Source organism: Amphritea sp., assembly GCF_048266285.1.
GTDB lineage: Bacteria > Pseudomonadota > Gammaproteobacteria > Pseudomonadales > Balneatricaceae > Amphritea.
Window position 1 is genome coordinate 258,650 of record NZ_JBLWZV010000003.1, and the last position, 22,498, is coordinate 281,147.

General features: G+C 49.2%; 24 protein-coding genes. 6 read left to right on the forward strand and 18 right to left on the reverse strand.

Annotated features, from left to right (window positions below):
- Positions 1-52: 52 nt before the first annotated feature.
- Complete coding sequence (locus ACN0T0_RS06505) at positions 53-754, reverse strand: CoA transferase subunit A (RefSeq protein ID WP_417224371.1); 702 nt, start codon at positions 752-754, stop codon at positions 53-55.
- 270 nt (positions 755-1,024) lie between these two features.
- Between ACN0T0_RS06505 and ACN0T0_RS06510 the strand changes: the two genes are divergently transcribed.
- The 3 genes from ACN0T0_RS06510 to ACN0T0_RS06520 all read left to right on the forward strand — a co-directional run bounded on the left by ACN0T0_RS06510 (position 1,025) and on the right by ACN0T0_RS06520 (position 2,642).
- Positions 1,025-1,942 (forward strand): LysR substrate-binding domain-containing protein, encoded by a 918-nt coding sequence (locus ACN0T0_RS06510; RefSeq protein ID WP_417224373.1) that lies wholly within the window; start codon positions 1,025-1,027, stop codon positions 1,940-1,942.
- Between the two features lie 216 nt (positions 1,943-2,158).
- Positions 2,159-2,392 (forward strand): ribbon-helix-helix domain-containing protein, encoded by a 234-nt coding sequence (locus tag ACN0T0_RS06515; protein ID WP_417224375.1) that lies wholly within the window; start codon positions 2,159-2,161, stop codon positions 2,390-2,392.
- Positions 2,379-2,642 carry a type II toxin-antitoxin system RelE family toxin gene (locus ACN0T0_RS06520; RefSeq protein WP_417224377.1) on the forward strand — a complete coding sequence of 88 codons (264 nt, stop codon included), beginning with the start codon at positions 2,379-2,381 and terminating at the stop codon, positions 2,640-2,642. Before ACN0T0_RS06515 ends, ACN0T0_RS06520 begins: the two co-directional genes overlap by 14 nt.
- A gap of 311 nt (positions 2,643-2,953) precedes the next feature.
- Here ACN0T0_RS06520 and ACN0T0_RS06525 read toward each other — a convergent pair whose 3' ends face one another.
- The 5 genes from ACN0T0_RS06525 to xthA form a co-directional block, all read right to left on the reverse strand.
- Positions 2,954-3,241: a type II toxin-antitoxin system RelE/ParE family toxin gene (locus tag ACN0T0_RS06525; RefSeq protein WP_417224378.1), complete on the reverse strand. Its 288-nt coding sequence runs from the start codon at positions 3,239-3,241 to the stop codon at positions 2,954-2,956.
- Complete coding sequence (locus ACN0T0_RS06530) at positions 3,234-3,455, reverse strand: TA system antitoxin ParD family protein (protein WP_417224380.1); 222 nt, start codon at positions 3,453-3,455, stop codon at positions 3,234-3,236. Before ACN0T0_RS06530 ends, ACN0T0_RS06525 begins: the two co-directional genes overlap by 8 nt.
- Positions 3,456-3,601: 146 nt before the next feature.
- Positions 3,602-4,273: a tRNA (adenine(22)-N(1))-methyltransferase gene (locus tag ACN0T0_RS06535; protein WP_417224382.1), complete on the reverse strand. Its 672-nt coding sequence runs from the start codon at positions 4,271-4,273 to the stop codon at positions 3,602-3,604.
- A 112-nt stretch (positions 4,274-4,385) separates the two neighbouring features.
- A complete protein-coding gene (locus ACN0T0_RS06540) occupies positions 4,386-4,706 on the reverse strand; it encodes a hypothetical protein (protein WP_417224384.1) in 321 nt (106 codons plus the stop codon).
- A gap of 221 nt (positions 4,707-4,927) precedes the next feature.
- Positions 4,928-5,737 (reverse strand): exodeoxyribonuclease III, encoded by an 810-nt coding sequence (xthA, locus tag ACN0T0_RS06545; RefSeq protein WP_417224386.1) that lies wholly within the window; start codon positions 5,735-5,737, stop codon positions 4,928-4,930.
- Positions 5,738-5,971: 234 nt separating this feature from the next.
- On the opposite strand from xthA, the gene gorA reads away from it, so the two are divergent.
- Positions 5,972-7,327 (forward strand): glutathione-disulfide reductase, encoded by a 1,356-nt coding sequence (gene gorA, locus ACN0T0_RS06550; protein ID WP_417224387.1) that lies wholly within the window; start codon positions 5,972-5,974, stop codon positions 7,325-7,327.
- Between the two features lie 253 nt (positions 7,328-7,580).
- On the opposite strand, the gene ACN0T0_RS06555 is transcribed toward gorA, so the two are convergent.
- A complete protein-coding gene (locus ACN0T0_RS06555) occupies positions 7,581-8,594 on the reverse strand; it encodes a GGDEF domain-containing protein (RefSeq protein WP_417224389.1) in 1,014 nt (337 codons plus the stop codon).
- A 281-nt stretch (positions 8,595-8,875) separates the two neighbouring features.
- Here ACN0T0_RS06555 and ACN0T0_RS06560 point away from each other — a divergent pair, with 281 nt between their 5' ends.
- The gene (locus ACN0T0_RS06560) at positions 8,876-10,534 is read left to right on the forward strand and encodes a SulP family inorganic anion transporter (protein ID WP_417224391.1); all 1,659 of its coding nucleotides are present in this window, start codon (positions 8,876-8,878) and stop codon (positions 10,532-10,534) included.
- On the opposite strand, the gene ACN0T0_RS06565 is transcribed toward ACN0T0_RS06560, so the two are convergent.
- Together ACN0T0_RS06565 and ACN0T0_RS06570 are read right to left on the reverse strand one after the other, a co-directional pair.
- Positions 10,527-11,129 carry a YigZ family protein gene (locus tag ACN0T0_RS06565; protein WP_417224392.1) on the reverse strand — a complete coding sequence of 201 codons (603 nt, stop codon included), beginning with the start codon at positions 11,127-11,129 and terminating at the stop codon, positions 10,527-10,529. The two genes, ACN0T0_RS06560 and ACN0T0_RS06565, sit on opposite strands and share 8 nt — an antisense overlap.
- A gap of 24 nt (positions 11,130-11,153) precedes the next feature.
- The gene (locus tag ACN0T0_RS06570) at positions 11,154-12,317 is read right to left on the reverse strand and encodes a cation diffusion facilitator family transporter (protein ID WP_417224394.1); all 1,164 of its coding nucleotides are present in this window, start codon (positions 12,315-12,317) and stop codon (positions 11,154-11,156) included.
- Between the two features lie 422 nt (positions 12,318-12,739).
- On the opposite strand from ACN0T0_RS06570, the gene ACN0T0_RS06575 reads away from it, so the two are divergent.
- Positions 12,740-13,636 (forward strand): bile acid:sodium symporter family protein, encoded by an 897-nt coding sequence (locus ACN0T0_RS06575; RefSeq protein ID WP_417224396.1) that lies wholly within the window; start codon positions 12,740-12,742, stop codon positions 13,634-13,636.
- On the opposite strand, the gene queE is transcribed toward ACN0T0_RS06575, so the two are convergent.
- The 9 genes from queE to ACN0T0_RS06620 all read right to left on the reverse strand — a co-directional run bounded on the left by queE (position 13,619) and on the right by ACN0T0_RS06620 (position 22,446).
- Positions 13,619-14,242, reverse strand: a complete 624-nt coding sequence (gene queE, locus ACN0T0_RS06580) for a 7-carboxy-7-deazaguanine synthase (RefSeq protein WP_417224507.1) — start codon at positions 14,240-14,242, stop codon at positions 13,619-13,621. The two genes, ACN0T0_RS06575 and queE, sit on opposite strands and share 18 nt — an antisense overlap.
- Before the next feature lie 267 nt (positions 14,243-14,509).
- The gene (gene rdgC, locus ACN0T0_RS06585; RefSeq protein WP_417224398.1) at positions 14,510-15,424 is read right to left on the reverse strand and encodes a recombination-associated protein RdgC; all 915 of its coding nucleotides are present in this window, start codon (positions 15,422-15,424) and stop codon (positions 14,510-14,512) included.
- A 161-nt stretch (positions 15,425-15,585) separates the two neighbouring features.
- Positions 15,586-16,128 (reverse strand): adenine phosphoribosyltransferase, encoded by a 543-nt coding sequence (locus ACN0T0_RS06590; protein ID WP_417224400.1) that lies wholly within the window; start codon positions 16,126-16,128, stop codon positions 15,586-15,588.
- Positions 16,129-16,237: 109 nt separating this feature from the next.
- Positions 16,238-17,017: a fumarate/nitrate reduction transcriptional regulator Fnr gene (gene fnr, locus ACN0T0_RS06595; protein ID WP_417224402.1), complete on the reverse strand. Its 780-nt coding sequence runs from the start codon at positions 17,015-17,017 to the stop codon at positions 16,238-16,240.
- An 87-nt stretch (positions 17,018-17,104) separates the two neighbouring features.
- Positions 17,105-18,496 carry an oxygen-independent coproporphyrinogen III oxidase gene (gene hemN, locus ACN0T0_RS06600; RefSeq protein WP_417224403.1) on the reverse strand — a complete coding sequence of 464 codons (1,392 nt, stop codon included), beginning with the start codon at positions 18,494-18,496 and terminating at the stop codon, positions 17,105-17,107.
- Positions 18,497-18,565: 69 nt separating this feature from the next.
- Complete coding sequence (locus ACN0T0_RS06605; protein ID WP_417224404.1) at positions 18,566-19,240, reverse strand: sulfite exporter TauE/SafE family protein; 675 nt, start codon at positions 19,238-19,240, stop codon at positions 18,566-18,568.
- Complete coding sequence (gene ccoS, locus ACN0T0_RS06610; RefSeq protein WP_417224406.1) at positions 19,237-19,437, reverse strand: cbb3-type cytochrome oxidase assembly protein CcoS; 201 nt, start codon at positions 19,435-19,437, stop codon at positions 19,237-19,239. Before ccoS ends, ACN0T0_RS06605 begins: the two co-directional genes overlap by 4 nt.
- 27 nt (positions 19,438-19,464) lie before the next feature.
- Positions 19,465-21,933: a heavy metal translocating P-type ATPase gene (locus tag ACN0T0_RS06615; RefSeq protein WP_417224408.1), complete on the reverse strand. Its 2,469-nt coding sequence runs from the start codon at positions 21,931-21,933 to the stop codon at positions 19,465-19,467.
- A gap of 6 nt (positions 21,934-21,939) precedes the next feature.
- A complete protein-coding gene (locus ACN0T0_RS06620) occupies positions 21,940-22,446 on the reverse strand; it encodes a FixH family protein (RefSeq protein WP_417224410.1) in 507 nt (168 codons plus the stop codon).
- Positions 22,447-22,498: the final 52 nt, after the last annotated feature.

Here is a 22,498-nt window from a genome sequence, read left to right on the forward strand (position 1 = left end):
CTCCCTAATAGCCGTTATCAACACACAGCTATCTGGAATACATTATTATTGTTTAGCCCTGACGTACGGTACGCTGCTCAATACGCTTCTCGAAGGTGCCTTTAATCACCCGATTGACGTAGATGCCGGGGGTATGAATCTCGCTAGGGTTCAACTCGCCGGGTTCGACGATCTCTTCCACTTCAACCACGGTGATTTTGCCGGCTGTCGCAGCCATCGGATTAAAATTCTGAGCGGTGTCGCGGTAGACAACATTGCCGTAAGTGTCGGCTTTCCAACCTTTAACAATGGCGAAGTCACCGGTAATCGACTCTTCCATAATATAGTGTCGGCCGTTAAATTCGCGTACTTCTTTACCATCACCCACCGGTGTGCCGTAGCCTGTTGCGGTATAGAACGCAGGGATGCCAGCGCCGCCAGCACGCATCTTCTCGGCCAGTGTGCCCTGTGGGGTGAGTTCAACCTCAAGTTCGCCAGCCAGCAGCTGTTTTTCAAACAGTGCGTTTTCGCCAACGTAAGAGGAAACCATTTTTCTGATTTGACGATCAACCAGTAGAATACCGAGACCGAAGTCATCGATACCGCAGTTATTTGAGACAACGGTGAGATCTTTTGTGCCCATCGTTCTGATCTGCTTGATCAGATTCTCAGGGATACCGCAAAGGCCGAAGCCGCCTGCGATAACGGTCATGCCATCTTCCAGGCCTGCCATCGCTTCTTCGTAGCTATTTACTACCTTGTTGAAACCCGACATGTGTGCAACTCCGCATTAGCTGTTGTTGTTATAGGCAGATACCCGGCTGGGACAGCCCTGTTGCCAGAACACCGGGTACCTGATGCAACGATTCTGATCCATATCGGTTGGCCTAAAAAGGTCAATCGAGTGGATCAGTGGGTTAAGTCTCATATACTGGCTATTATTTAGCAAATTTAATGATTTAAACTATTTATAAGATTTATTAATAAATAGACTGTCAATTATCTTTTTAATAGACTCATTAGAGTACATAACCGCCGGTGAAATATGGCTAATATTACCCTTAAACAGTTGAAAGCCTTTGTGGCGGTTGCCCGCACCCAGAGCTTTACCGATGCCTGTATACAGGTGCATTTGTCACAACCGGCACTGAGCATCGCCATTAAAAACCTTGAAGAGGAGGTCGGTGGTGCGCTCTTTAGCCGTACCACTCGGGCGATTGCACTCACGCCTGAAGGGGAAGAGTTCTATCCGGTTGCCCGTAAGATACTGCAGGATTGTGATACCGCTCTCGACGACCTTAACCAGCGTTTCGCTATGAACCGAGGCCGAGTCGTATTGGCGGCCATGCCCTCATTTGCCAGTAGTTTGTTACCGGGATTGATTCGTGAATACCGGGTGCTTTACCCCAGTGTCAGTGTCACGGTCAATGATGTCATTGCCGAAGATGTGGTGGATATGGTGCGTAACGGTCAGGTTGAAGTGGGTCTCACCTTTGATCCGGGCCGCTCTGAAGACTTAAGCTTTACACCCTTATTTGATGACCGCTTTGTTGCCGTGGTGTACCCCGAACATGAATTAGCCGAACGTCAGGATATTGCTTGGCAGGCGCTGCTGAAAAATGACTTTATCGCCTTACAGCGGCCCTCCAGTATCCGTTTATTGATCGAAGCCAAGTTGCGTCAATTAGGCATGCAGGTTCACCCAGAATTTGAAACCCATCAGTTGGCCACCATTGGTCGCATGGTCGTGACCGGCTTGGGTGTCAGTGCAGTGCCTTCGTTGTGTATCGGGCAGATGCGTGAACAGGGCGCGGTCTGTCGTGAACTCCATACGCCGGTGATGTCCCGCCCAGTGGGGATCGTCACTCGCAAGCGCTATCCACTTTCAACCGCCGCACGCAGCTTGGTTGATATTATTCAGGCATCGGCGGGGGAGCTTGCCCAAGAAGTGAGGTTGACTTGATTGGAGTGGTGATATGACCTAACGCTTTGATTTAACGGCATGCGACTATTTAGATTTAGGCGGGTTTATGGCAGGGGCGTAGCCTCCATAGTGTCATCCATGGGGCTGATTGAGAGATTGCATTGGTTTCTGCCATCTCCCCTGATTGTGCGAAACTTCGTCACCATAACGTTATGATGTTAGAATGTCATAACGCTATCCAACCAAAGGTGATTTATGAGTACTTTATCCAAACGTTCGACTGTTTATTTCGAGCCTTCAATCCATAACGCTTTAAAACTCAAAGCGGCGTCTTCTAACACATCGGTCTCAGAGCTTATTGATGAAGCCGTACGGTTGCTTATGCGTGAAGACCAAGAAGACCTCACCGCCGTGAGACAGCGAGCGAGTGAGCCTGAAATATCTTACGAAGAACTGTTAAACAGTTTGGAAGCTGATGGAAAAATATAAAATCACTTTCAAGAAGTCTGTCACTAAGGATTTCAAGGCACTTCCTCAAGCTGATATTAAAAAAATATTGGCAAGAATAGACTCATTAGCTACAAACCCTCGAAGAGAAGGTGCGATCAAGTTAACTGGTCAAAATCTATATCGTATTCGCCAAGGGCTTTACAGAATCATTTATGAAATCAGAGATAATGAGCTTGTGGTACAGGTTATAAAGGTCGGCCATCGTTCGGATGTATATCAACGGAGTTAACCCGTGCGACAAAGACGGTGATTAAAAAGGCAAAACCCATGGCTGCTTGTTCGTTTGGAACCGGTATCGGCAAGCACTGGTGTAGCGAGGCATGCCCCCGTGCCGATAAGCAGTATGAAGCGATAACCTAGTTCATGCATCCTTGCTCTCTCTATGGCACCCAATCAAGGGCTTAATCAATGACCGAACGATAAGCCTCGATAATGTGGCTCACATCCACGGAGCTACCCTGTTGCATCCGTTGGTCGTGATTCAGCGTTGTCTGTAAATAGCGTTGAATGATGCCGCTTTGCTCGCTACTTATCAGTTGCTCAGTTGCGTTTGATGTCGCGGTAAAAATTTTCATGAGAGCCGAGTGTCATTAATTCTAGCGTTAATGTGCCATCATTAAAGCTGTAACCTAATAGTGTTAGCTGCTTGCTCATTTTAAATTTATGGACACGTAAAAAAGATAAGTCACCTTTTTTCTGTTCGCCAAGGGTTGGGTCTTCCATCAACGTTTTGATGGCTGAATCTAGATCTTTTTTTTGGTTAGGTTTGAGTTTTTTTACCGCTTTTTTGAAGCTTGGCGTTTGTAAAATCCGCTTTGTATTAGCCAAAATCGTAGCTCTCAAGTTTCCCTGCTTCTTTTTCCGCTTGGGCAATGATGGCTTGCTTCACAAACTCGTATGGTAAATCTGGATTATCCTCCATCATTTCACCAATTTTTGCCCAATGTTCAATTTGCTTGGGTGGTGTTCTATTTAAGGCTTTCGCCATAATAGTCGCTTTATTAATAAGCTCTTGGTCTAGTCGAATGCTAGTGGTTGCCACAGTGATAGCCTCTTAAGTATCAATATGGGTTGATTGTAGCAATATGCCACAGTTGAGGCAAATTGCATCAGACTGGCTAATGCCTCTGCTAATAAGGGATGCAGCTTAATGATAGCTTCTTTATCGCTTGGGCTGCACTCAAAGCCTTAATCGTTGATCGCGCGATAAGCCTCTATAATGTGGCTCACATCCACGGAGCTACCCTGTTGCATCCGTTGGTAGTGATTCAGCGTTGTCTGTAAATAGCGTTGAATGATGCTCTGTTGATCCTCTGAATGGGCCTGCCATAGCGTGTCACCCACTGGGCTGATAGGCCTACCGGAATCGCTTTCAGATGACACCAGCATGATTTCGTAAAAGCGATGGTTTTCTTCAATCAGCGCTTCATCTTTTAAGCTGAAATTTAGTTCGATCAACGTCTGACGCAAGGCAAATTGATGGTGCACGGGGCAGAGTAGAAAATCGAGGCTCAAGCCCATATGTGTTTGTTGAATAGCGCTAACAAACTGCTTAATGAGATCGCCACCTACCCCCGCAATAATGATCAGTTGCCTACTGCTGTGCTGTTCTAAGGGCAATGCCGCGACATCAAGACAGTGGGGAGTCCAGCGTTCAGCGAGATCGGGGTAATGCTGTTGCAGTCGGTTTTCTAATTCAGTGATCAGTGCGGGGACGATATCCACAAAATGGATCTGAGCGCTGCTGTGAGAGAGTAGGGCCGCACCGAGATGACCATGGTCACAACAGCAATCCCAGATATGGCTATAGCCGGGTGTTACCATCCGTTCAATCTGGGTTAATCGTTTACTGAGTTTCAAGAAAAGACCTTAGTGCTGTTTTTAATTTGTGGTGAAGGCTTGTTGTGCGAGTACTGAAACCTGTTGTTGTAAGGTGCTTTGGCGGCCAGAGATAGCTATACGTCAGAGAGATTTATATGCCGGCCAGCGAATAAGAGACATTAGCATAGGCGGCAAAGATCACTAAAAGCAGACAGCCCAGAGAGAGGAATAGAGCTGCTTTAGGTCGGTTAAACAACAATGGAGCAAGCCCGCACACCACGAGAGTCAGGAGCATAACCCACCAATATTGGATATTTTCCATGAGTAACGATGTGATATAGGGGACTTCGTTGCCGGTTGCTTGGATGGCGCCGGTGAAACTGCCAGGTTTTACGTGGCTCAATGCAAACAGTAAGAATCCAGCGGCTCCCAGCATAAGGCTGGAGAGTAGGGCGCAGAATGCTTTTATCATGACTATGCTCCTAGGCCTTTGAGGCTATTGCTTATTCGAGCCGGTTATTTCACGAACCCGGTTGCCATAACTGCACGGATCAAGTCATTCATTCAGGTGAATGATATAGGTTGAGCCTACTTAAACGACCTATGACCCGAGCAAAACCTTGATTAGTTTTAAGCTTAAAAGACAATATCGAATGTTAAGTCTTGAAAGCTTATGTCCATAGCCGGTTGTGGTTATTTAAACTCGGCCCAAATAGGGGCGTGATCTGAAGGCTTTTCCATGCCGCGGATATCGTAATCGATATTGGCGTCGGTGCAGCGCTGGTAGAGTGAGTCGGTTGCTAGTACCGCGTCGATACGCAAACCGCGTTTGGGTTCGTCATCAAACCCCTTGCTGCGGTAATCAAACCAGCTAAACAGGTTGTCGGTATCGGGATGGATTTTACGGAAGGTGTCTTTGAGGCCCCAACCGAGTAGGCGAGCTAACCATTCACGTTCTTCCGGTTGAAAGCTGGTTTTGCCGGATTTCAGCCAGCGTTTGCGGTTAACTTCGCCGATGCCGATATCGATCTCTTGCGGTGAGATATTCAAGTCGCCCATCACCACCAAGGCCTGCTCGGGATCGCAGTGCTGTTCAAGGTAGTCTTGTAGGTCGTTATAGTATTTACGCTTTGCGGGGTATTTAGTTTCATGGGCAATGTTTTCACCCTGAGGGAAATAACCGTTCAGTACTTTAACTCGCACACCGTCGATATCATATTCACCGATGATCATCCGTTTCTGAGCGTCGCTATCATCACCGGGGAAGCCCTTCTCAATGCTCACCGGTGGTAGTTTAGAGATTAGACAAACACCGTAATGGCCTTTCTGGCCGTGATATTCCACATGATAGCCCAGTGAGGTAATCATCTCTTGGGGGAATTCATCATCATGTACTTTGGTTTCTTGAATGCCGATGACGTCGGGCTGATGTTTGTCAATCAGGGCTTTAATTTGATGCGGGCGGGCGCGTAGGCCGTTGGTGTTAAATGAGATCAGTTTCATGCTACATCCAAAGGAAAATCGATAAGAGGTGCGATATGGCGCCTACGTTAACCTTCAGATAAAAAAAGTGCAATCGCGGGCGATTGAAAAACCCTATTACCAATTTTGTTGATCTTTATTGGCATCATGGCACCACAGCAGGTAGATTAAGGCCCATAAAGTTTTATCGGGCAGAAGTCTGGCGTCGCCGTTCTGTTTGTTCAGTTAATTGTTATCTGTGTTAAGGGGATCTCTGTGGCAGAATTTGATTTTGACCTGTTTGTAATTGGTGCTGGTTCTGGCGGTGTGCGGGCTGGACGTATGGCTGCAGGCATGGGCGTTCGGGTTGGTATGGCTGAAGATCGTTATTTAGGTGGCACCTGCGTGAATGTGGGTTGTGTACCTAAGAAGTTGTTCGTGTACGGCTCTCATTTTACTGAAGATTTTGAAAACGCCGCCGGATTTGGTTGGACGGTGGGTAAATCAACCTTTGATTGGCCGACCTTGCGGGATAACAAAACCAAAGAGATTGAACGGCTGAACGGTATTTACCGCAATATGTTGGTTAATTCCGGCGTTAACCTGCTGGATGGTCGCGCAAAAATCACCGGGCCGAACAGTGTTGAGGTTGCGGGTAAAGAATATACCGCCGAACGTATTCTGATCGCCACAGGCGGTTGGCCTTTCGTGCCTGAGTTCCCGGGCAGTGAGCATGTTATTAGCTCTAATGAAGTGTTCTATCTGGATGAATTTCCTAAACGTGCCATTGTGGTCGGCGGTGGTTATATTGCCGTTGAGTTTGCCGGTATTTTTGCTGGCTTGGGCGCTGAAACATCACTGGTTTACCGTGGTGATATGTTCCTGCGTGGCTTTGACCAAGAAGTGCGTGAATTTACCGCTGAAGAAGTGGCGAAGAAAAATGTTTCGCTGCGCTTCAATAACAATATTGAGAAGATTGACAAGCAGGCCGATGGTTCATTACTGGCGTACCTGACTGACGGTACCACGCTAGAAGCCGATACCATTATGTACGCCACCGGCCGAGTACCTAATGTGAAGGATCTGGGGCTGGAAAATATTAATCTGGAACAAAAAGCCAATGGCGCGATTGTTGTTGATGATCAGTTCCAAACTGCTGAACCGTCAGTGTATGCGATCGGTGATGTGATCGATCGGGTGCAATTAACACCGGTAGCGCTTGCTGAAGGTATGGCACTGGTGCGCAACCTGTATGACGGCCAAGCGCAAAAGGTTGATTACGACCTGATTGCTACTGCGGTGTTCTGTCAGCCAAATATTGGCACCGTTGGGCTTTCTGAAGAAAAAAGCCGTGAACTCTATGACAATGTCGATGTCTATTCTTCTAAGTTCAGAGCAATGAAGCATACGCTTAGTGGTAGTGATGAGAAAACCTTCATGAAAATGTTGGTTGATCGTGACACAGATAAGGTGCTTGGGGTGCATATGGTTGGCCCCGATGCAGGCGAAATCATTCAGGGCATTGCTGTCGCTCTGAAAGCGGGTGCAACCAAGGCGGTATTTGATTCCACCATTGGTATACACCCTACCGCTGCGGAAGAGTTTGTAACGATGCGTGAACCCGTAAGTTAAGTGACCTTCATCGACTTTAGCCCCGGCTGCTTCGGCAGACCGGGGATTTTTTTGTCTTAAGTTTTTATTCGGCGAGCCGCTTGTCATTTAGCGGGGTTTTGCTTAAGTAGGGTATCGCTGTGAAGAATGTGGGCGAGGCTAGACGTTGAAGAGGTGTTAGCTTACAGGGATGCACAAACAGGGCTTAGCATAGGTTGAGGGGGGCACCTTAGATCACTGTCTAAAGCGCCACCTCAAGCAGGAGAGTGAAAGGTTAATCGGCGATCTGCACGTTATTACGGCCCGCTTCTTTCGCTTTATAGAGTGCTGCATCGGCGCGGGCGATAAGGTTATCCGGTGATTCATCGCTACTCAGTCGGGCAACTCCGAAGGAGGCGGTGACCGAGCTGATCACTTCGCCGCTTTTCTTTTGTTTGATGCGAATGGCGGCGATGCGGTGGCGTACCTTCTCGGCCAGCTCACAGGCGGCCGTTACATTCATGCCGGGTAGCAGCATAGAAAACTCTTCGCCACCAAAACGGACGGGGATCAGCGGCTCAGTACAGGCTTCTTTGATAAGCTTGGCGACATATTGCAGCACCTTGTCGCCCATCTGATGGCCGTAAGTGTCATTAAACTTTTTGAAGAAATCGATATCAATCATGATGAGCGACACATCGGGTTCAGGTTTCGCCGCCTGCTCACTGATCTCTTGATCGAAGACGCGGCGATTGAATAAGCCGGTGAGGGGGTCAATCGTTGCGTCTTGGCGGGACTGATCGAGCTCTTGTTTCAGTTTTGTGATTTCCGACTGTGCTTCATCAATCTTGGTTTGGAACTGTCGGGTACTTTCACTGATCGATTCAGTGTTCGCCGAGAGGTTTTGAATAATCGCTTCTAACGATTCCGTATCATTACCGGTTTTAAGGGCGGCCAGGCTGTCTTGAAGAATCTCATTGTAGGCTTCGGTATCTTGCACGGTGCTAGATGCCGAGCTTTCCAAATCGCCCATCACAGATAACAGTGCCCGCTGTACCGCCTCTGAGTTCGCCGCTTCATCTTTTATCAGGTATTCACTGAACAGTTGTTCGCTGATGCGATTAGGGCAGGTACCGTAGATCCCTAAGACCTTATCCATCTGCTGGTTAAGATCGGGGATAGACTGAGATACATAGGCATACCAGAGGGCATAATTCAGCGGGGTGGGAGGGATGACATTATGCACCATCAGTGGAATAACTTGACGGAGATATTCGGTGGCCTGGTGGGAATTATCTGCGAACTTCATAGAACCTCATTTTGTCTATCTCGCTAAAACGTGATAACGGAATCTCTGTCATCGAGAAGCCTAAACAATAACACTATTTCTGCCGAGCGGTGATTTTTTAGCATATCGGCCGGTAGATTATAATGATTAATTATTTAAAAGTGCGCGCTAATCTGTTTGCATAATCAATAATATAAGCAGCTTACCGACTGATTGTTAAACAATGAGTACTAAAGCAGCTATTCTGTTGAGGCAGTATTGTTAATCGATCTTAGGTTGTAAAGCGTATTAAGGGGACGGCTATGTCACTGATTTACGGGCTCCACTTTAATAATCTCAAGGGTGATTTGTTTGGCGGGTTAACGGCCGCCGTGGTGGCGTTGCCGCTCGCATTAGCGTTTGGTGTGTCATCAGGGGCCGGTGCGATTGCCGGTTTATATGGGGCTGTTTTTGTTGGTCTGTTTGCTGCGCTCTTTGGCGGAACGCCGAGTCAGGTATCGGGGCCAACAGGGCCGATGACGGTGGTAATGGCATCGGTTTTTACTCAGTTTATGGCCTTGGATCCGGTCAATGGTGCAGTCTATGCCTTCACGGTGGTGGTGATGGGCGGCTTGTTGCAGATGTTATTTGGTCTGCTGAAACTAGGTAAGTATGTCACCCTCGTACCGTTTCCGGTGATCTCCGGTTTTATGACCGGTATCGGTATTATTATCATTTTGTTAGAGCTCGGGCCAATCTTTGGTTATCCCTCATCGGCGGATACGATCGAGGCCTTAGAGCAGATCCCCCATTACATTAGTGATGCCAATCCTGCCGCGCTGTTACTTGGCTGTGTCACCTTGGGAATTGTGATTTTTTGCCCGAAGAAAATCGCCGATGTGATTCCGCCAACACTGCTAGCGCTGGTGGTCGGGACGGTGATCTATCAGGTTTTTCATGGTGATACCGATCTCGTGGTCATCGGTCATATCCCCACTGGCATGCCGCAGTTTGTGGTACCTCAGTTTTCCATGGTGATTATCGGCGATATGCTGTTTGCCGCGTTGATGCTAGCGGTGTTGGGGTCGATCGATTCGCTGCTGACGTCGCTGGTGGCAGATAGCGTGACCAAGACGCAGCATAACTCCGATCGTGAACTGATCGGCCAGGGCATTGGCAATATGGTCGCGGGGCTGTTTGGTGGTTTACCCGGGGCGGGGGCTACCATGCGCACCGTGGTTAACATTAAAGCAGGAGGTCGAACCCCACTGTCGGGTTGTTTTCATGCGCTTATCTTGGTGGCGGTATTGCTTGGTGCAGCCCCCTTAGCTGAAAGCATTCCCCATGCGGTGTTGGCCGGGATTCTGATTAAAGTTGGTTTAGATATTATTGATTGGCGCTTTTTGTCCCGCTTACACCGTGCGCCATTGTTTGTGGCTGCGCTCATGCTGGTGGTGTTGGTATTAACCGTGGTGGTCGACCTAGTGACGGCGGTGTTTGTTGGTGTGTTTATCGCCAATGTGGTGACGGTTAAAGGTTTGGCGGATCATCAGCTCGATAGTATCCGCGTGATTGATAGCCATGCAGGCAGTGACGAAGGGCTCAGTAAACGGGAGCGCGCTTTATTGGCTGACACCCGAGGGCGAGTCATTTTGTACCAATTTGATGGGCCGGTGAGTTATGCCGCGGCACAAGGGTTGGCCGCCAAGTTACAAGGGCGTCGCCCCCATGATGCCTTGTTAATGGATTTTAGTCGGGTGCCTTTAATCGATGTATCTACCGCGCTAGCGATTGAAGACATGATTGTTGAAGCGCAAGCATTAGGCCGGGATGTCCATATGATTGGCTTAAACTCAACGGTCAAAGATATTCTCGAACGGTTCAAAGTGTTGAGCTTAATACCCCAAAGTTTCTGTCATGAAACCCGTAAAGAGGCCTTGGAAACCGCCTATGCGATGGTGTTTCGGGATGAGCTCAACTGACGCATAGGTTAACTTGGTGCTGAAACGGGGTGAGTGCGAGTTTGAATGCGTCGAGTCGGTTGGCGACGAGTTTGGCGTTGATTTGTATCTGTGTGCCAAACAGTCGTTCGCAGTCGGTTAGTTGAAACTGTGCGATCAATTGCTCAAGTTCGCCAGTGAGATCATAGGGGGCGGTCATCGTTAACTGCAGTGTTGGAGTGACCGTTTCACAAGGCAGCGTCTGCAACGCTTCCTGTACCGCTTGTGAGTAGGCCCGTGCAATACCGCCGGTGCCCAGTTTGATACCGCCAAAATAGCGTGTGACAACCGCGCAGATGTTGCCTAATTCACTGTGTCGCAACACATTTAGCATGGGTTGTCCGGCAGTGCCTTTAGGTTCGCCATCATCACTGTAGTTCCATTGATGAGCATCATTGGGGCTGCCTGCAATATAACACCAGCAGTGATGGTTGGCTTTAGGGTGCTGGGTGCGTATGACGTCAATAAAAGCGGTGGCGCTGTGACGGTCGGTGACCGGCCAGATATCGCAGATAAACCGGCTTTTGCGCACCTCAATTTCAGCCTGATGCGCTTTAGCAGGGCGGTTATAATCCACGGGGTATGACTCCTAAAGCGATGATTACAGTCTAGCCGGTTGTGTACCAAGCCAAAGGTGAATGCTTCTAAACCAGCTATATTGGCCAAACAGTTGGGTTAGTTCAGCCTCGAGTGCCTTCAAATCGATAGCGCGGTTGTCGGTGGTATCTAACAGCATCAGTTCAATTTCAACAGAATCCCGGCGGTAGAATAGCGCCAGTCGGTTGATGTTTAATTCTGGATGGCCTGTTTGGTCGAGCAATTCCCAGAGAATACCGCTGATTTCGGTTCTGACTGGCAAGCTCATCGATAGGTCGTGGCCCTCTTCATCATCATAGGTATCGATATGGAAGATGGCATGGCCAACATCTTCAAACTTCTGCATCAACCGGTAGACCGCTTGGTCACCGATAAAGTGGCCTTCTGAGGCGCTCAGGTGGGGCGCTACTTGAAGATGCATCTCTAACTGACTCTGACTACCCATACTACGACTTTTGAAACTGTGGACGCTGAGAACCCCTTCGACACCCATAATGACATCGGTATAGGCTTGTATCTGCTCTTCAGGTAAAGCGGTATCGACCAGTTCGAGAATGCTCTTCCAAGTAAGGTCCCAACCGACCTTCGCGATGATCAGGGCGACACCAATGGCCGCGGCAGAATCAAGCCACGCTATGCCGGCCATCGCGCCTGCGACACCAAAAAATACCACGATGGATGAAAAGGCATCGGTGCGGCTGTGCCAAGCATTGGCAATAATCAGATCTGATTTAATACGCAGGCCCACGGCGAGGGTGTAGCGGTAGATCATCTCTTTTGAAAACACTGAAATAGCGGCGACGACGAGGGCAGGCCACTCGGGCAGTTGTAATACTTCATTACGCAGCAGGGTTAATAAGCTTTCATAGGCCATTGCACCGGCCACGGCCACCAGCACACAACCGAGAATAACGGTGCCGATGGTCTCAAAGCGAGCATGCCCCCAAGGATGTTCTTCATCAGGTTCTTGGTGGGAGTATTTAATAATCCAGACCACCAAAACATCGGTCAGCAGATCGGACAGCGAGTGGATACCATCGGCGATTAACGCACTCGAATGGGCGATCATCCCGAAGACAATTTTGAGCACCCCAAGGAGGGTATCAAGGATGGAGCCGATGATGGTAATTCGCTGGGCTTGTGCCTGGTGGCTACGGGATTCGGGCATGGTAAAAAAAATCCAATTTTTGACGAGGGCAATATGGTAAGGCGATCCGATTCAATTGGCCAGTTGAAAGCTATTTTTATTAAATTTATTTGTTAAAAAAGGGTTGACTTCTTTTCGTCACAGCAATGACGCGGAATTGAAACAGTTCTTGGATAAAAAACCAAGATTTGCCGATTGAATAAGATTTATTGAATATAAGCTATTGATTATTATATTAAAACACATCTGGTTAAAAAGTAACCATATTGTCTGAGACGGTCTAAACTCGGGCAATTTGGCGGTGCTAAGGTAGGGTACCCACAATGTTATCCACAATTAATGTGAGTAGATTGAGACAGCCCTTTAGTTCTCTGTAATCTGGCGGTTGTCGCCGGCGTGTCAGGGCCATATTATGGGCTCTGACAAACTTGAAATGGGAGTATATGTGGATGGAAGGTGGCAATGCACTTTCGCTGTTATTACCGGTGGCGTTGTTTATTATTATGTTAGGCATGGGACTGACATTGAGGCTAGCGGATTTTGCCCAGTTACGCTATCGACCCGTGGCCATAGTCGCCGGTGTCGTGCTGCAGTTGATTGTGTTGCCGTTACTCGCTTGGTTGGTGGTGAGCCTGATGAATTTGCCGCTGTTATTGGCCGCCGGATTGATGATTGTCTCCTTTGCGCCCGGTGGAGCGACATCGAATATGATCAGCTATCTTTGTCGGGCGGATACGGCCCTGTCGATTTCATTGACGGCCATCACCAGTCTGATTATTCCCTTTTCACTGCCTTGGCTTACCTGGTTAACACTTGAATATCTTCTTGGCGAAGGGGTGCTGGTGGCGTTACCGCTGCTTACCACCATTATGAAGTTGGTCGTGGTCACATTAGTGCCGGTGGCGTTAGGTCTTGTGATTAATCATCGTTGGCCACAGGTTTGTGCGCAATTGCAGAGACCGATAAAAGTGCTATCACTGGTGTTTATGGTGATCGTGGTGGTGGTGATCAGCTGGGCCAATCGTCAAGTTTTACCAGAACTGCTGCCGGTGTTGAGTCCGGCGATTGTGTTGCTGGCCAGTAGTGCGATGCTGTTGGCAGGTTTGTTCGCGCGCTATCTTTTGCGACTCGATACCGCTACCGCCCTAACATTGAGTATTGAGACGGGTGTTCAGAATGCGGGTACTGCTTTGATGGTCACAGGTGCCTTACTACAACAGCCAGAGATGTCTCTGGCGGTATTGTTGTATGGCATCTTGATGCAGATACCAGCACTGCTACTGGTGGTGTGGCGTAACTGGCCGGTAAGCCTGAGATCTGCTTCAGTCGATACCCAATAATTTATGAGTCTGCAAACTGAGTTTCCATTGAGGGTTGGCTAAGCAGAAACGGATGCTATCCTGGGTGTTCATGCGCTGCAATGGGCCATCCATTGGTTGCAGGTAGAAATGAGTGAAGCCTAGGCTGTTAAATTGTTCCGGCAGGGCAAGGGGCTGAGGGTAGACCAATTTAAGTTCATCACCACTGCGCTGCACCAGTTCAGCATCAGCTTTAGGGCTAACGCAGACCCAGTCGATGGCGTCGGGGACGGGTAAAGTACCATTGGTTTCGACCGCAATCTCAAACCCTTGCTGATGCAGTGCGTCAATTAAAGCGGTATCAAGTTGCAGCAGCGGCTCACCACCGGTGCAGACAACATAGGGCTGACCTTGTTGGCCAGTAGTGGTGTCAGGCCAGAAGCTTTTAACCGCTTGGGCTAAGGCTGCCGCTGATGCAAACTTGCCACCGTTTTGACCATCCGTGCCGATAAAGTCGGTGTCGCAAAAATCACAGACCGCTTTGGCGCGATCCTGTTCCCGCCCGGACCAGAGGTTACAGCCGGTAAAACGACAAAAAACCGCAGGCCGTCCGGCCTGTGCACCTTCACCCTGAAGGGTGTAAAACATCTCTTTTACGCTGTAAGTTTTGCTCACGGAATGGCCCTGATCTGCTGGATGCGGCTAGTCTACACAGTGGTTAACTAAGTTTAAATACTAACGTGACAATGGGGGCGACAATGACGCGGTTATTGACTTTGGAAGTTAAGTTCTATTGCGGGTAACAAAACAAGTTATTTGCGCGAAGTATTTTGCGGTGTAACTGGAGAATCAAACCGGTCAGTGCGACCGGCTTGAACGTGATGATGACACTAGCGTGACATTAGCCGGTCGCTTCTAAGGGCGCTGGGCTTCACCACCAAAGGCTTCGGTTAGTGCTGGAATCAAGCGGGTGAGTTCCAGTGACATCTGTACGAAGTCGGCATCAAATTGCGCAAAGGCTTCATCAGGACTGTCCTGATCCATCTTCTCTTTCAGTTGATCCGAGAGTTTAATCCGTTTGATACACAGGTCATCCTGCAAAATGAAGTTAAGGCTCTCTTGCCATTCCAGTGCAAGTTTGACGACTCGTTTGCCTGCTTCAAGGTGGTGGCGGATCTCATCGCTATCAAGATCTTGGCCTTTACAGCGGATAATGCCGGTTTCGACTGCACTGTCTCTCAGCTCGCACTCATCCAGTGGTTCTAGGCCGGTGTAACGTTCTTCTGGCTGCTCTAGCCAATGAGACATGACTGCAGAAGGGGCATGATTAACATCCGGCAATACAACCGGCAGAGAGCCTAATAAGCTGCGTAGGTGGCTGAGTAGTTCTTCGGCGCGCTTGTGGCTGCTGGCATCAACGATAAGCAGGTTATGTGCTGGGGCGATCAGTGCCCAAGTCGTTTGGAACTTGCTGAATGCGCGCGGTAGTAAGTCCAAAACAATTTCATCTTTGAGCTGGTCTTTCTCTTTTTTATAGACCTTGCGGGCTTGCTCATCCTCGATCAGCTTCACTTTCTTATCCAGCTGCTGACGGATCACCTGGGTGGGAATGATTTTGTCTTCTTTTTGTGCCGCGATCAGCATAAAGCCGTTGCCAGCATGTACGAGCATTTCGGAGAGATCGCCACTGGGGCTTACCCAGCCAAAGCGGCTAAGTTCTTGGCTACCACAGGGGGTAAAGGCTTTCTCGCTGAGTTTTTCTTCAAGGGCTTCAGGGGTGTAACTAAACGGCTGGGTGAAACGGTAAAAGATGGCATTTTTGAACCACATGAGAATAAGCCCTTAATAACAGATAAAAAAAGAGTGGCTATTGTAAAGCGATATCCGGCGGTGGGACAGAACTGATCTTGATAATATTAAGGTGATTAGCGTTGGGGCACCGTTGCTCGGTGTAGAGCGCGTTGTTGGGTGCCCGTGACATGCGTAGAGGATTAAAGGCCTTCGTAGGCCAATAAGGTAAAGACAGGAATATCGCTTTGCTGAATCAGCTCTGAGCCGTTGAGATCGGGTAGATCAATAAGAGCAGCGGCTTCATACACTTCAGCACCGAGCTCTTTGATAATGGTGCTGGCGGCGAGAATGGTGCCGCCGGTGGCGATCAGATCATCAAAGATCAACACTTTGTCGCCAGCAGCGACCGCATCGACTTGCATTTCGACGGCGGCGGTGCCGTATTCAAGGGCATATTCGCGATGAATAGTTTTACCCGGCAGTTTGCCTTTTTTTCGTACCAGCACTAATGGCAGATTGAGTTGATAAGCGATGATTGAACCAAACAAGAACCCCCTGGCATCAATACAGGCAATATGGGTGACTTCGGTATCGATATAGCGCTGAATAAAGGCATCGGCAATCATTCTCAGGGCTTTGGGGTCTTTAAACAGTGGGGTGATATCTCTGAACATGACGCCAGGTTCTGGCCAGTCCGCTATCGTGCGCATAACTGACTTTATATAACATTCATCGAAACTCATCGGGGGTACCTTAAAACAGTAGGGCTAATATCGAGTAGCCCGATCAGGGGCCAGTACGATCAAAATAATACCCGCTAAAGAGCGGGTATTAGGATGTTGCAAGTGAGGTTTAGTCGAGCGGACAGGTTTTGTTCTCAGACATCGGAATGTCTTGAGATTCACCGGATAGACGATAGATCTCTTCGAGGTTGCTCAGTTCGATCTCTTTACCATCGACCCGTACCAGCTCCATTTTTTGGAACCGGGTAAAAATACGGCTAACGGTTTCGACGGCTAAGCCAAGGTAGTTACCGATCTCGTTTCTCGACATGGATAAACGGAACTGGGTTTCTGAATAACCACGCAATTTGAAGCGAGTCGATAGTTTAATTAGGAAGGTCGCAACGCGTTGTTCAGCATTCTTCTTGCTCAATAGCAGCATCATCTGCTGGTCATCACGAATCTCTTTGCTCAGTGTCCGTAGGATCTGGCGGCGCAACTCTGGCATCTGTCCTGATAGCTCATCGAGCCGTTCAAAAGGGATTTCGCAGACGGTGGTTGTTTCAAGAATTTTTGCTGAAACAGGGTATTGTTCGCTATCAAAACCACTGATGCCGACCATTTCGCCGGGGAAGTAAAAGCCGGTAATCTGTTCTTCACCCTCATTGGTCAGAGTATAGGTTTTAAGGGTGCCCGCGCGAATAGCGTAGACAGAAGAGAAGGCCTCACCTTGATGGAAGAGGTGATCGCCTTTTTTCAGCGGGCGGCTCTTATCGATAATATTATCGAGCCGATCGATTTCAGTCATGTTCAGGGACACAGGTAAACATAAAGAGCTCAGGCTGCATGTATTGCAATGCACCTGTCTTAAGCTGTGTAGTTTCCCTTCTGATGCCTTATGGTTGCCCATAACTATGTCCTGTCTTCGTTGATTTATTAGATAGTGCTTATAAGTGATTATCTACTAAATCAACGGCAGGGTGAAGTATTTCCCGTATCAAATGATGCGGGAGAAGCCTTTGGTTGCTTCCTGCTTAGGAATGTAAGCATCAAAGGCCATGCAGATGCGGCGGATAAGTAAGCGTCCGGCAGGGGTAACATCGATACGCTTATCACCGAGGACGACTAAGCCATCGCCGGTGAACTTTTGCAATTCCTGCAGTTCCTCGGCGAAATAATCGGCGAAGTTGATATCAAATTGCGCGTCGATAGCGGCCATATCGAGCTGGAAATGACAGATAAGTTGGGTGATCACAGCTCGTCTAATGCGATCATCGGTGCTAAGTGTGACACCCCGTTTAATCGCGTTTGTACGGGCTTCGACGGCGCTGCTATAAGCACTCATATCATGTTCATTTTGATAATACACATCACCGATCTGACTGATCGATGACACACCCATCGCCACTAGGTCGCAATCGCTGTGGGTGGTATACCCTTGGAAGTTACGATGAAGTTTACCGTTTTGTTGTGCTAAGGCGAGTTCGTCATCAGGTTTAGCAAAGTGATCCATGCCGATATAAACATAGCCAGCACTCATCAGCTTGCTGATGGTGGTTTCTAGAATCGCCAGTTTAGTTTCGGGACTAGGCAGATCTTCGGCTTTGATATGGCTCTGAGAACGGAAGCGATCCGGCATATGGGCATAGTTAAACACGGATAGTCGGTCAGGGCTCAACTCAATAATGGTGTCCAGTGTCTTGGTGAAGCTGGCCAGTGTCTGGTGTGGCAGGCCGTAGATCAGATCGATATTGATGGAGCGGAAGCCGAGACGACGGGCTTCATGGAGTACATCGGCGATCTCTTCAACCGGTTGTACCCGGTTAACCGCCTGCTGCACTTTTAGCTCAATATCTTGTACACCAAAGCTGACCCGGTTAAAACCGATCTCTCGGAGCACTTTAAGCATCTCATGATCCACTTCGCGGGGATCAATCTCGATGGAGTAATCACCGGAATCATCATCTAGCAGGGTGAAATTTTCTCTGAGCTTTTGCATCAGCTCAATCATCTGCTGATTGCTGATAAAAGTGGGTGTGCCGCCGCCAAGATGTAGCTGTTCAACCGTACGAGCATCAGAATACCATTGAGATAACTGGGTCATCTCTTGATATAAGGTATCGAGATAGGGCTGAGCTTTTTTTCGATTACGGGTGATGACCTTATTACAGGCGCAGTAATAACAAACATGCGCACAGAATGGAATGTGCACATAGAGCGATAACGGTGCTGTCTTATCGGCGGTTTGTTGGCCCGTGTTAACCAGATCTACCGCCGATAACTCAGGGTCGAACTGAATTGCAGTAGGGTAAGAGGTGTAGCGAGGGCCGGACAGGTCATAACGGCGGATCAGATCGAGATCCCATTTAATCAGGTTGTTCTGGTTCACAACATTTCTCACTCTTACTGCAAAGGGAGGCGATTATAAGGATTTTTCCCCAACCCGTATTGATATCAATCAATAAAGGTTCACGCCAAGCCCCGGCCAAGGAATGGTATATAGCCCAAACAGGATAATTAGCAATCCAGCAATGGTTTGTGCTTTTTTGTTTTTAAGTAAGGCTTGCACTTGATTGGCGAGTAAACCGGTAGCGAGCATAGCGGGTACCGTGCCTAAACCAAAGCAGGCCATCATCATCGCGGAGACTTTCCAGTCGCCGGCCGTGGCGCTCCAGATTAAGGTGCTGTAGACCAACCCGCAAGGTAACCAACCCCAAAGTGCACCCAGTGCTAGAGCCTGTAAGGGATTGCTTACGGGTAAGAGTTTTCGGCTGAGGGGTTGAATATGTCGCCAGAGGTGGTTGCCCTGTTTTTCCAGATAGGCTAAGCCGCGCCAGATCTGTGCTACATAGAGGCCCATTAATATCAGAATCAGGCCCGCTAATGTGCGTAGCACGATAAACACGTCCGGGGAACTGATAAGCCAGCCGAGACTACCAAGGAGTGCGCCGGCCACGGTGTAACTGGAGATTCGCCCCAGATTGAATCCGAGTAGCAGCAACAGCGGGCGTTGGTTTTTTTTGTCGATCCCCATGGATACGGCACTAGAGATGCCGCCGCACATGCCTAAGCAGTGGGCGCTACCGAGTAAGCCGAGCAGGAGGGCCGTAAGAGCCGTTACGGGTTCGGTCATTGCGTTTTGTCGGCAGGCTTAGGTTGCTTGGGCTTGGCTTCGTCCGGAATGAGATGTTCATCATCGTCATAGAGAATGCTGTGAGCCGGGGATTCAAGGTCGTCTAACTGACCGCTGTTAACTGACCAGAAAAAACCCCATATAGCGATACCCGCCAGCATGATAGCGATAGGAATAAGCAGGTAGATAATTGACATAGCAGTGCTTCACTCAGATTGTTGTGACTATTCTACCCGATCGGGGCGGCCAAGTTTAGTCAGCCTTAGGGCGTTGCCGACCACCACTAACGAACTTACTGACATGCCGATTGCCGCCATCCACGGGGCGATCATGCCGGCTGCAGCAAGGGGTAGAGCGATCAGGTTATAAAACAGTGCCCAGCTCAGATTTTGGCGAATGTTGCTACGGGTGCGTCGAGCCAATCGTAGAGCCTGAGATAAGCGCATCAGTTCACCGGACATTAACACCGCGTCCGCATTGGTTTTGGCCAAATCGGTAGCCGAGCCCATGGCGATGGAGGTCTGTGCGCCGGCCAGCACCGGGATATCATTAATGCCATCACCGACCATCACCAACTGTGCGCCGTTATCTTGCAGTTGTTGGATATGCTGTAGCTTCTGTGCAGGGCTAACGCCGGAGACTACTTTGTCGATCTTGAGCTGTTGTGCAATATGGCCCACGGCAGCAGAACTGTCACCGGTAAGCATCTGCACTTCAAGCCCCATTTGTTTTAGTTGTTGCACCATCGTCGCGGCTTGTTTGCGGGCGGGGTCGGTTAAACCAAACCACGCCAACGGTTGATCATCATTGGCCAGTAGTAACCATTGGCAGTGGTTATCCGGTGCATCATCGAAACTCAGGGATTGACCACAGGCTTGGCTGGCAAATTGCGGCTTACCGATAAAAAAGCGCTGGCCATTAATGCTCCCCTCGAGACCCAAGCCGACATGGTTGGTGAGTTGTTCAGCGGCCGATATGGAGGTTAGCTGGGTGGCCTTGTGAAAAGCTCTTGCGATCGGGTGTTCGGAGTGGGCTTCCAGTGATGCTGCGATCTCAAGACATTGCTGCGGGGTCAAATCTGCCAGTATTTGGCTCTGCTGTATCGACAGATTACCTTCGGTTAAGGTGCCGGTTTTATCAAAGACGATATGAGTGGCTTTCGCTAAGCTCTCTAGCACATGGCCGCGGGTAATTAGCAGTCCGTGTTGGCGAAGGGTGCCGGTTGCTGCGGTCAGTGCCGTTGGGGTCGCCAAGGACAGGGCGCAGGGGCACGTGACCACCAGTACCGACAGGGTTACCCAGAAAGCGTGACTGGGGTTGACTTGCCACCAGTACAGGCCGACAGTTGCGGCAATCAGCAGAACAGCGCTAACAAAATAGCCGGAGACTTTATCCGCCAGTTGGGCAACTTTGGGTTTTTCCTCATGGGCGCGTTCAAGTAAGCGCACAATCGCTGACAGCTGCGAGCTGGCGCCGACCTGGGTGACTTCAACATGAATGGGGTTTTCAACATTAATGGTGCCGCCGACAACACTATCGCCTTTACGTTTAGTGATGGGAAGGTATTCCCCGGTGAGGGCCGATTCATCGATGCTGCTACTGCCTTGAACAATATTACCATCGGCGGGGATGGTGTGGCCGGGTTTAACAAGAATACGGTCGCCCTGTTGTAGCTCGTTGGCGGCAACAATTGCTTCGCCTTCATCAGTGCATAGAATGGCACTGGCGGGCAGTAAATTGAGTAGTGCATTGCCTGCTTTGCCGGTACGGTGGCGAGCTTTCATCTCGAGGAAGCGGCCGATCAGCAGGAAGAAGGTAAACATACTGACAGAGTCGTAATACACTTCGCCACTAGCGGTTACGGTGGCCCAGATACTGGCGGCATAAGCACCACCAATAGCGATGGACACCGGTAGATCCATGGTCAGATGGCGGGTACGAAGGTCGCGCAGGGCAGCCTGAAAGAACGGTTTGGCGGCATAGAAAATGACCGGTGTGGCGAGCACGAGGCTCGCCCAGCGGATAAAGTTTTCATAATCGCTTTCAAGGCTAGCACCGGCACCGGTGTAGAGTGCGACGGCCATCATCATGATCTGCATAGTGAAGACCCCGGCGATGCCTAGGCGACGCATCGCTCGTTTAGTCTCTTGTTCTAGCAGCTGTTCTTCTTTATCGGGATGATAGGGGTGGCCTTGATAGCCAATACTGTGCATCGCGAGAAATATATCACTCAATTTGATCTGCGCATCGTCCCATTGTACTCGGGCACGATGGTTGGTCAGGTTAACACTGGCCAGCGTAACGCCGTCCAAAGAACTAATATGATGCTCAAGTAACCAGACGCAAGCCGCGCAGGTGATACCCTCGATAACCAGGGTCGCTTGCTTATTGCCATCAGGGAGTTCAGCGACAAAATGCTTTTGTACACTAGGGTGGTCATAGAGTTCGAACTCCGCCCTCAGCTGTTCTGTGGCGTTGAGTGAGTCTGGTGAAGAGGCTTCGTTGGTGCGATGTTTGTAGTAGTTTTCCAGCCCCCCGTCGGCGATAACCTGAGCTACCGCTTGGCAACCTGGACAACACATCTGTCGCGGCTGTCCGCCAATCGTGGTAAAAAATTGGCTACCAGAGGGGATATCAAGCCCGCAATGGAAACAGCTTTGATGGGTGTGCAGATTACCTTCAGGGGCATTCATCGTGGATTACTGGTTACCAAAGGTGAAACTTTGCTGATCGTAAGGCGGTGTCGCTTCATTGATCAACTGCCACTGTTTATCGAGTGGGCTGATAATGAGTTTTTTGTTGCCTTTGAGAACATTTTCTAGTTCGCCGCCGTAATAACCGGGCTTGAGTTCATTTAGCTCAACGCTAATATCAAGGCTGGCTTTAGTTGGGTGGCCAATAATCAGTTTTAATTGTGTTGGTAGTGTTTCGCCGGTAGCACTGTTTAGCTCAAGGTTTATATCACCGGTCATGGTGTCAAAACGTAGCGTGCCTGCAAGGCCCAATGAATCAGCAACCTCTTCCAGACGGTTGTCTTCGTGAAATGATTTCGCTTGCTTGGTGTATTCCTCAAGCACGACGCCATCATTGGTCACAACCGACGCAGTAATGTAGACAGTGGAATAAAGCACAGTGGCGATAAGGGGAGCCAGAATAAACCATAGCCAAGGTTGTTTATACCAAGGGCCGATATCTTGATCAGTCATATGTTTCCTTAAAAAGAAATAGCTGCTCGGAAGCAAATCCGGCAGCTATTCT

Coding starts and splice junctions, on each gene's coding strand:
- ACN0T0_RS06560 (WP_417224391.1), top strand. CDS start 8,876: ATGTCACTGATTTACGGGCTCCACTTTAATAATCTCAAGGGTGATTTG.
- fnr (WP_417224402.1), bottom strand. CDS start 17,017: ATGGGCAACCATAAGGCATCAGAAGGGAAACTACACAGCTTAAGACAG.
- ACN0T0_RS06555 (WP_417224389.1), bottom strand. CDS start 8,594: ATGAAGTTCGCAGATAATTCCCACCAGGCCACCGAATATCTCCGTCAA.
- xthA (WP_417224386.1), bottom strand. CDS start 5,737: ATGAAACTGATCTCATTTAACACCAACGGCCTACGCGCCCGCCCGCAT.
- ACN0T0_RS06620 (WP_417224410.1), bottom strand. CDS start 22,446: ATGACTGATCAAGATATCGGCCCTTGGTATAAACAACCTTGGCTATGG.
- ACN0T0_RS06615 (WP_417224408.1), bottom strand. CDS start 21,933: ATGAATGCCCCTGAAGGTAATCTGCACACCCATCAAAGCTGTTTCCAT.
- ACN0T0_RS06510 (WP_417224373.1), top strand. CDS start 1,025: ATGGCTAATATTACCCTTAAACAGTTGAAAGCCTTTGTGGCGGTTGCC.
- ACN0T0_RS06540 (WP_417224384.1), bottom strand. CDS start 4,706: ATGATAAAAGCATTCTGCGCCCTACTCTCCAGCCTTATGCTGGGAGCC.
- queE (WP_417224507.1), bottom strand. CDS start 14,242: ATGTTTTACACCCTTCAGGGTGAAGGTGCACAGGCCGGACGGCCTGCG.
- rdgC (WP_417224398.1), bottom strand. CDS start 15,424: ATGTGGTTCAAAAATGCCATCTTTTACCGTTTCACCCAGCCGTTTAGT.
- ACN0T0_RS06515 (WP_417224375.1), top strand. CDS start 2,159: ATGAGTACTTTATCCAAACGTTCGACTGTTTATTTCGAGCCTTCAATC.
- ACN0T0_RS06505 (WP_417224371.1), bottom strand. CDS start 754: ATGTCGGGTTTCAACAAGGTAGTAAATAGCTACGAAGAAGCGATGGCA.
- ACN0T0_RS06590 (WP_417224400.1), bottom strand. CDS start 16,128: ATGAGTTTCGATGAATGTTATATAAAGTCAGTTATGCGCACGATAGCG.
- ACN0T0_RS06575 (WP_417224396.1), top strand. CDS start 12,740: ATGTGGATGGAAGGTGGCAATGCACTTTCGCTGTTATTACCGGTGGCG.
- ACN0T0_RS06570 (WP_417224394.1), bottom strand. CDS start 12,317: ATGCCCGAATCCCGTAGCCACCAGGCACAAGCCCAGCGAATTACCATC.
- ccoS (WP_417224406.1), bottom strand. CDS start 19,437: ATGTCAATTATCTACCTGCTTATTCCTATCGCTATCATGCTGGCGGGT.
- ACN0T0_RS06605 (WP_417224404.1), bottom strand. CDS start 19,240: ATGACCGAACCCGTAACGGCTCTTACGGCCCTCCTGCTCGGCTTACTC.
- ACN0T0_RS06520 (WP_417224377.1), top strand. CDS start 2,379: ATGGAAAAATATAAAATCACTTTCAAGAAGTCTGTCACTAAGGATTTC.